At 62.9% G+C, this 7001-nt stretch carries 7 protein-coding genes and 1 tRNA gene; 6 read left to right on the top strand and 2 right to left on the bottom strand.

Annotated features, from left to right (window positions below; all coding sequences use genetic code 11):
• Window positions 1-310 (top strand): histidine phosphatase family protein (locus ACE5CZ_RS14545; protein WP_374948043.1); only part of this gene is annotated, 310 nt, incomplete at its 5' end.
• 233 nt (window positions 311-543) lie between these two features.
• Window positions 544-870: a putative quinol monooxygenase gene (locus ACE5CZ_RS14540; RefSeq protein WP_374948042.1), complete on the top strand. Its 327-nt coding sequence runs from the start codon at window positions 544-546 to the stop codon at window positions 868-870.
• Between the two features lie 40 nt (window positions 871-910).
• Here ACE5CZ_RS14540 and ACE5CZ_RS14535 read toward each other — a convergent pair whose 3' ends face one another.
• Window positions 911-1657 (bottom strand): GntR family transcriptional regulator, encoded by a 747-nt coding sequence (locus ACE5CZ_RS14535; RefSeq protein WP_374948041.1) that lies wholly within the window; start codon window positions 1655-1657, stop codon window positions 911-913.
• A gap of 126 nt (window positions 1658-1783) precedes the next feature.
• Between ACE5CZ_RS14535 and ACE5CZ_RS14530 the strand changes: the two genes are divergently transcribed.
• Genes ACE5CZ_RS14530 through ACE5CZ_RS14520 form a run of 3 tightly spaced genes read left to right on the top strand, consistent with a single transcriptional unit; the run spans window position 1784 to window position 5830 of the window.
• Window positions 1784-3226, top strand: coding sequence for an APC family permease (locus ACE5CZ_RS14530; protein WP_374948040.1), 1443 nt, complete (start codon window positions 1784-1786; stop codon window positions 3224-3226).
• A gap of 25 nt (window positions 3227-3251) precedes the next feature.
• Window positions 3252-4415, top strand: a complete 1164-nt coding sequence (locus ACE5CZ_RS14525) for an NAD(P)/FAD-dependent oxidoreductase (RefSeq protein WP_374948039.1) — start codon at window positions 3252-3254, stop codon at window positions 4413-4415.
• Window positions 4412-5830, top strand: coding sequence for an FGGY family carbohydrate kinase (locus tag ACE5CZ_RS14520; protein ID WP_374948038.1), 1419 nt, complete (start codon window positions 4412-4414; stop codon window positions 5828-5830). The genes ACE5CZ_RS14525 and ACE5CZ_RS14520 overlap by 4 nt, the downstream gene beginning before the upstream one ends.
• Window positions 5831-6059: 229 nt before the next feature.
• Here ACE5CZ_RS14520 and ACE5CZ_RS14515 read toward each other — a convergent pair.
• Window positions 6060-6149, bottom strand: a tRNA-Ser gene (locus ACE5CZ_RS14515).
• 126 nt (window positions 6150-6275) lie between these two features.
• Here ACE5CZ_RS14515 and ACE5CZ_RS14510 point away from each other — a divergent pair.
• A partial coding sequence (locus tag ACE5CZ_RS14510; RefSeq protein ID WP_374948037.1) for an aldo/keto reductase occupies window positions 6276-7001 on the top strand: 726 nt, incomplete at its 3' end.

The following is a 7001-nucleotide window of genomic DNA, read 5'->3' as shown; positions in this document are numbered from 1 at the left end:
CTTCGTCGCCGCCCCCGCTTCCCATCCGCTGCCTGGCGGCGAGAGCGGAGCGGATGCTGTTCACCGAGCCGGCCAGGTGTTGATCGAGTTGGCCGAGTCGGGCGGATCGGTACTCGTCGTCGCGCATACGACCTTGGGGCGGCTACTGCTCTGTCACATTCTCGGCCTGCAGCTGGATGGCTACCGCCGAGCCTTCCCCTCGGTCGGCAACGGCACCGTGACGACGTTCGACCTGCCGCGAAACGTCGCAACCGTCGACGACCTCGCCGGCTGCGCGGCGCTGATCCGGTTCAACTCGGAGATCCACTAGCGAGCCGTTGTTCCGAATAAGAGGCGCAGCTCCAGCCGGCCTCGTGCTGGCGATCGCGTTTCATTGGCGAGAGAAATGCACATTGGCGAGCGAGATGGCCGCCGATGGCGCTTCTGGCATGAGACCAACACGGTGTCTGTCAGGACTTGTTCAATGAATTGCGCCATCCTTCTCATGCCCGCTTCGTGGCACGATCCGTGCCAGTTTAGTTTTGGTCGAGCGAAAGGCCCGTGATGGCTGCAGAGCAGATGCCCGAAATCACCGACAGTGTCCTGGTGATGAGTAACACTCTCACCGTAGATCCCAAGGACCGAGAAAAGTATCTAGAAGAACTCCGGCTGGTATTACCTGAGGCGAGAAAGCTTCCAGGATGCTTGGTCTTGGAGGCGGGCGAAGTCACTGATATGCCAGGAACGTTCGTTCTGTATGAACGCTGGCGAAGTGGCACGGAGTACGTGGGCGAGTATCTGCAACTACCGTTCTACCAGCGGTACCTCCAGCAGAGCGAGCCCCTCTACTCAGCACCACGATCCGTCGTCGTCCTGTCGTCCGTAGTCTGAGCGCACTGGTGTACCGCACAGACCGGGCGTCCGCGGTGTTTCAGACGTCGAAGACGCGATCCTGCAATGGGCGGTCAATAGTCAAGGCAACTCGATCCGCGCGGTAGACATCTTGCGCGTACTCGACGCAGCGGCCGGCGGCGTCGAATGTCCGTCGGGTCATGTGTAGGCCCGGCGCACCTTGTCGAGCCTGCAGGAGTGGGCCAACGTCAGCGTCGAGCGTGACCACTTCGACTCTCGCCGTGGTCGTACTGAGCACTATGTTGTAGTCGGCAAGCCGGTCCCAGAGCGAGCCCTGAAGTTCGCCATCGAGAAACCCCGGCAGTAGCCCAGCCGGGTAGTAGGTCGTCTCGACGGTGACCGGCTCATCATCCCAGCGCCGCAACCGCTGGATGACATACACCGGCTCAGACTCGCTGCACCCGAAGGCCTCGGCGGCAGTGCGCCCCGCCGGTTGCTCACGCGTCCACACGACTTCCGCTCCAGCGCGACCGCCGCTACGCTCAACTTCTCTCGAGAAGGATCCGACGCGAAGCGAAAGACGGGGTTTTGCGACGAACGTGCCACGTGTGGCGTCACGGAAGATCAAACCTTCGCTCTCAAGCACGGAGAGAGCTTTCCTGGCAGTCATTCGGCTCACTTGGTGAGCCACGGAAAGTTCCCGCTCCGGGAAGAGTGCCTCGCCGGGGGTGAGCTCGCCGGAGCCGATAAGTGATCGCAGGTGCTCCGCAATCCGCAGGTAGGCGGGGACGGCGGCTGATGGCGCGGGAGCTGTTGCGGAAGACACAGTTGACAGACTAACCCCGGCACTCGTAGTCTCGGATCAATTGGTATAGACCAAATCGTGCAATGAAGGACGAGGATGATGAGCAACCCACCCAAGCAAGTTATTACGTCGGCCACCTCCGAGGGCATGAAACGGAATCTGGGCTGGTACGCCTCGTTCTCGGTCGCCTTCGGCTTCGTATCGATCGCAACTGGAATCTTCACCACCTATGGCGCTGTGATCAGCACCTCCGGACCGCGCGGAATCTGGGCATGGCCAATCGCCACCGTCGGCCAACTCGCAGTCGCGGCGATCTTCGGAGCCCTTGCGGCACGTATGCCGATCAGTGGTTACGCGTACCAGTGGGTATCCCGCATAGCCAACCCGATCGCCGGCTGGCTGATGGGATGGGTGTCCTTCGCCTTCCTCGTCGTCGTCGTCGTCGCGGTGGACTACACGATCGCAGCGACGATCTTCCCGGAGTTGTTCGGCTACACGAGTACGAGTCAGAACAACTGGGCGATCACTGCGGTCGTCATGCTTCTGCAGGCGGTGCTCGTTGCAATCTCAACGGCCCTGACGAACCGGGTAAACTCGGTTGCCGTCACTGTCCAGATCATCGGCATGATCGGCCTCACCGTCCTGCTGTTCATCGTCGGCACCGTCCTTGGCCGCCTCGACTTCGCGCACCTTTTCGCAACCGCGCCGATCAGTGCCACCGGTTACTGGAGCTTCGGCGACCTTGCCCACGCTGGACCGTTTCCGCTTGCGTTTTTGCTCGGCGCATTCACCATCGTGGGTTTCGAGTCCGCCGCAAACCTCGCCGAGGAGACGAAGAACCCCGAGAGGGTCATCCCGCGAGCGATGATCCAGGCGGTGGTCTCGCTCGGTGTCCTGGGCATGCTCTTCCTGATCGCCGTGACGGCGCTGGCATCCAGCACGCCCGGACTCGTTGACTCCGGCACCCCGGTCGCCACCATCATCACATCCGCCCTCGGCCCGGTGATCGGTAAAATTCTGCTGGTACTGGTGGTTGTATCGATCTTCTCATGTGGACTCGTCATCACTCTTAGTGGCTCCCGCCTCGTCTGGGCGATGTCCCGCGACAAGCGCTTCCCCGGCTGGCAGATGCTGCGGAAGGTCAGCCGAGCCCGGAGTACGCCCGTCGCGGCGACCGCGTTCGTACTCGTCATCAGCCAGCTCATCCTCGCGATTTTTTCAAGCACGAGCGACGCTCTCTTCTCCCTCTTCTCAGCAGCTACCCTCCTGCCTGCGATCATCTACGCGGGTACGGTACTCATGTACGCCGTCAAGCGAAAGAACCTTCCGCCGAGCAAGGGCTTCAGCCTCGGCCGGTGGGAAGTGCCCATCCTGGTGTTTGCTGGCATGTGGCTGGTCTACGAACTCCTGATCTTCCGCGATGTGTCCTTCCTCCAGCCGTTGCTGTATGTGGCCCTCATGGTGGCCATCGGAGTCGTCTACCTCGCATATCTTCTCGTCACCCGCGGCCGACACGGTCTGACCATGCCTGACATGGTCGACGTCGACAAGGCCTTCGACACCGGCTCCGTGACCACCGCCGACATCTGACCCGCAATTCCACGAAAGGCATCTCATGACCACGCGAGCCATCACCGCGCAGGTTGCAGTCATCGGCGGCGGCGTCGTCGGCGCAGCCCTCACGCATACCTTGCAACACCGCGGAGTCGACACAGTCCTCCTCGAGGCAGACGCCGACCTTGCGTATTCCGCCAGCGGAACGAACAGCGGCGTTCTGCACACCGGTTTCGATTCCACACCCGGCCAGTTAGAAACCGAACTCATCATCCGCAGCGCCGGTATCCGCCCGGCCATCCTCGACGCGCTCGGCGTGCCCGTGATCGAGACCGGGGCCGAGCTCGTACCCCACCGGTCTGAGGATCACGAAATCATCAAAAGACTCGCGGAGAACGCCGCAACGAATGGAGTGGAGGTCAAGATCCGCGAGTCCGATGGGGCACTGCTCGTTCCCGGTGAATCCATTACCGACCCGGTCGCGTTCACCCTCGCTCTCGCCGACTCCGCCACCGCTGCCGAAGCGCGCATTGAACTGAATGCTCGCGTCGTCGGCGCGCGGACAATGGGCCGTAAGGTCGTCCTCGGTCTCGAGGATGGCGGCGCTGTCACCGTTCAGCTCGTGATCAACGCCGCGGGCCTGTACGCCGACGACATCGCGCGTCTTTTCGGAGACGACTCTTTCGAGATCTATCCCCGCAAGGGTGAGTTCTTCGTCTTCGAACTCCCCGATGGGAAAGCGCTCGACCACATAGTCCTCCCAGTGCCAACCAAACGCACGAAGGGTGTGCTCGTTTTCCCGACGCTCGACGGCCATGTCGTCGCCGGGCCGACCGCAGTCGACCTCGACGACAAGGATGACTGGTCCGTCCGTCCCGAAGCGCACAGAGAGGTGCTGGACAAGGCCGTTTCCAACTACCCAGCTCTCGAGGGCCTGACCCCGATCGCCGTCTACGCCGGCCTGCGGCCCGCGGGCCGGAACACCAACTACGTCATCGGCGTCTCAGGCGCCTCGGACAAGCTCATCAACGTCGCGGCAATCCGTTCGACCGGATTGTCCGCCTCGCTCGGAATCGCCGCCTACGTAGCTGACCTTCTGCCCGGACTCGGCATCGAGACCACCGAGCAGCGGGCCCCAACGCACGTCACCGAACAAGCGAAACTGCAGCGCGAGTGGTGGCGTCGAACTGCGGACCGTCGCACAGCGAAGCAGTCTCGCAGATGACGACCGTCCTCGCCATCGACCAGGGCACCTCCGGCACGAAGGCCGTCGTCGTCGACGGCTCCGACACCGTGCTTGCCCTGGGCGAGGTTACCGTCCGCCCTACGTACCTGCCCGGCGGTGGCGTTGAACAGGACCCGCAGGCGCTTCTCGACTCAGTCCTTATCGCTGGCAGACACGCCGTTACCGAAGCCAAGGTGCAGATCGATGCGATTACGCTCGCAAACCAGGGTGAAACCGTGCTCGCCTGGGACCTGGAAACCGGCAAGCCGCTCTCGCCGATGATCGTGTGGCAGGACCGTCGCTCAGAAAGCATCTGCGCCGAGCTCCGCCAGTATGGGGACCGCATCTCCCAGCAGACGGGCCTTGTCCTCGACCCGTACTTCTCCGCCCCGAAACAGGCATGGATCCGGCGCAATATCACCACCGAAGGCGTCGTCACAACTTCGGACAGTTGGCTCATCCACCAACTAACCGGCGAATTTGTCACGGACGCATCGACTGCCAGTCGTTCGCTGGTGCTCGACCTCGACAGCGGCGAATGGGACCCCGAACTTCTGGCCCTGTTCGGCCTAGAGGGCGAAAAGCTTCCGCGGATTCTCTCAAACACTGAGATCGCAGGCACGACATCGCTCTTCGGAGGCGGCGAGATCCCCGTCGGCGGCCTCATCGTGGACCAGCAGGCCGCCCTCGTGGCCGAACGGTGCGTGCGAGCGGGCGAGGCCAAATGCACATTCGGGACTGGCGCATTTCTGCTTGCCAACACCGGTGCCGTCGCGGTCCGGTCCGGTTCGGGACTTTCGACATCCATCGCATGGCAAGACGGCGGGGAGAATTCCTACTGTTTGGACGGGCAGATCTACACGGCCGCGTCCGCTGTTCGCTGGCTCGAGCAACTGACTTTCATTGATAGTGCCCGTGACCTCGATAAGACCGCAGCCGCCGATTCGGAGGGTGTCATGTGCGTCCCGGCCCTTGCGGGACTGGCAGCGCCTTGGTGGCGTCCCGACGCGACCGCAACGATCACTGGCATGACGCTCTCCACAGGCAGCGGCCACCTTGTCCGTGCAGTCCTCGAAGGCATCGCAGCGCAGGTCGCCGAAGTTGCTCGCAGTATGGCGCAGGATCTCGGCCGACCGCTGCACCGTCTCCGTGTCGATGGCGGCCTCACCCAAAGCAACGTGCTCATGCAGTCGGTCGCCGACCTGATCCAGATTCCGGTCGACGTGTACCCGTCACAACATGCCACCCCGCTCGGCGCAGCTGCCCTCGCCCGTGTCGCCGTCACGCCGGGACTTTCCCTCGACGATGCGATCATCGATTGGTCGCCGACCCTATCATTTGAACCGCAATGGTCCGCCGATCGCGCGACTGACTTTTCCACCCGCTGGCGAACCATCGCCGACCTCCCTTTCTGAGCGGTAGCAACATGACCACGGCCACTAACATGATCACCGCCTCGTCGAGCGCAAGGGGTGATCGACGCCATCCGCGATTAGCCCGGATCGGTTCGAGCGCCCGGCGCACGAGGGACAGCGACGCGCGTCCATCAGACGCACTTCGACGGTCAGCGCGGCTGTTTTGTCTCGAGAACCAACGAAACCCCCTGACTCTCTTGTAAACAAAGGGATTCAGGGGGTTTGATCGTGGCGGTACCGGTGGGATTTGAACCCACGGTGCTCTTTCAAGCACACAACTTTTCGAGAGTTGCACCTTCGGCCGCTCGGACACGGTACCGGAGGATACATTACGGCACCCCCGGCGGCTGCGCCAATCGGCGCGGTGCAGCAGCGCAGGGCACGGCCGCACGCGGCAGCAGCCGAGCATCCATGTGCCCGCGGAGCGATGTGGGAGGATCGAGGGGTGACCTACAGTGCAGCAGAGAACCGTTACGAGCAGCTCCCCTACCGTCGCACCGGCCGCAGTGGGCTGATGCTTCCGGCCGTTTCGCTGGGGCTGTGGCAGAACTTCGGAGAAACGACCACGACCGAGACGCAGCGGGCGATTCTGCGGCGCGCGTTCGACCTCGGTGTGACCCACATCGACCTGGCGAACAATTACGGGCCCCCGTATGGCAGCGCCGAGACGAACTTCGGGCACATCTTCGCCGAAGACTTCAAGCCGTTTCGTGACGAGCTCGTGATCTCGACGAAGGCCGGGTACGACATGTGGCCTGGCCCCTACGGCAACTTCGGTTCGCGCAAGTACCTGCTTGCGAGCCTCGATCAGTCGCTGGGGCGCATGGGGCTCGACTATGTCGACATCTTCTACTCTCACCGGGCTGACCCCGACACTCCGCTTGAGGAGACGATGGGGGCGCTTCACACGGCCGTCACGTCGGGGCGGGCCCTGTACGCGGGGATTTCGAGCTACTCCCCCGAGCGCACGGTCGAGGCGGCACGCATTCTTGCCGACCTCGGCACACCGTTGTTGATCCACCAGCCCTCGTATTCGATGGTCAACCGCTGGATCGAGTCGGGTCTGCTCGACACTCTCGGCGACCTCGGCGTGGGCTGCATCGCGTTCTCTCCGCTCGCGCAGGGCCTCCTTACCGACAAGTACCTCAACGGCATCCCCAGCGATTCGCGG

Origin of the sequence: Agreia sp. (genome assembly GCF_964263775.1) — a bacterium.
Taxonomy (GTDB): Bacteria; Actinomycetota; Actinomycetes; order Actinomycetales; family Microbacteriaceae; genus Agreia.
The sequence above is the reverse complement of the archived record's forward strand: the minus strand, read 5'-3'. Positions and strand labels throughout refer to the sequence as shown.